The organism is Methylobacterium sp. D54C, from assembly GCF_053345595.1.
On sequence record NZ_JBKFAK010000201.1, the window covers coordinates 1 to 303 of the forward strand.

Consider the following 303-nt stretch of genomic DNA (forward strand, 5'->3'; position numbering starts at 1 on the left):
GAGATCCGGCACCAGGGCCTCGACCCTGCCGTGGGGCGCCTCGACATCCGCCTGCCCGTCCTCCCGGGCCCGGTAGCCGGCGACGTAGCGCGCCGGGATGCCGATGTGGCGGGCGGCGGCGATGAGCACGTGGGCGAGATCCTGGCAGATCCCGCGGCCCGCGGCGAACGCCTTGCCGGCCGGCACCACGCCGCACGCGGGACCGGGCTCGTGGGCCACAGCACCGTGGACAGCCCCCATCAGCCGGTGGAGTCGGGCCAAGGTCGCACCGTCGTCCTCGGCGGCGACGCGCTCCGCGAAGGC

At 76.6% G+C, this 303-nt stretch carries 1 protein-coding gene; it reads right to left on the reverse strand.

The window, feature by feature from the left end; all coding sequences use genetic code 11:
- A partial coding sequence (locus ACLBYB_RS33160) for a transglutaminase-like domain-containing protein (protein ID WP_447701425.1) occupies positions 1–303 on the reverse strand: 303 nt, incomplete at both ends.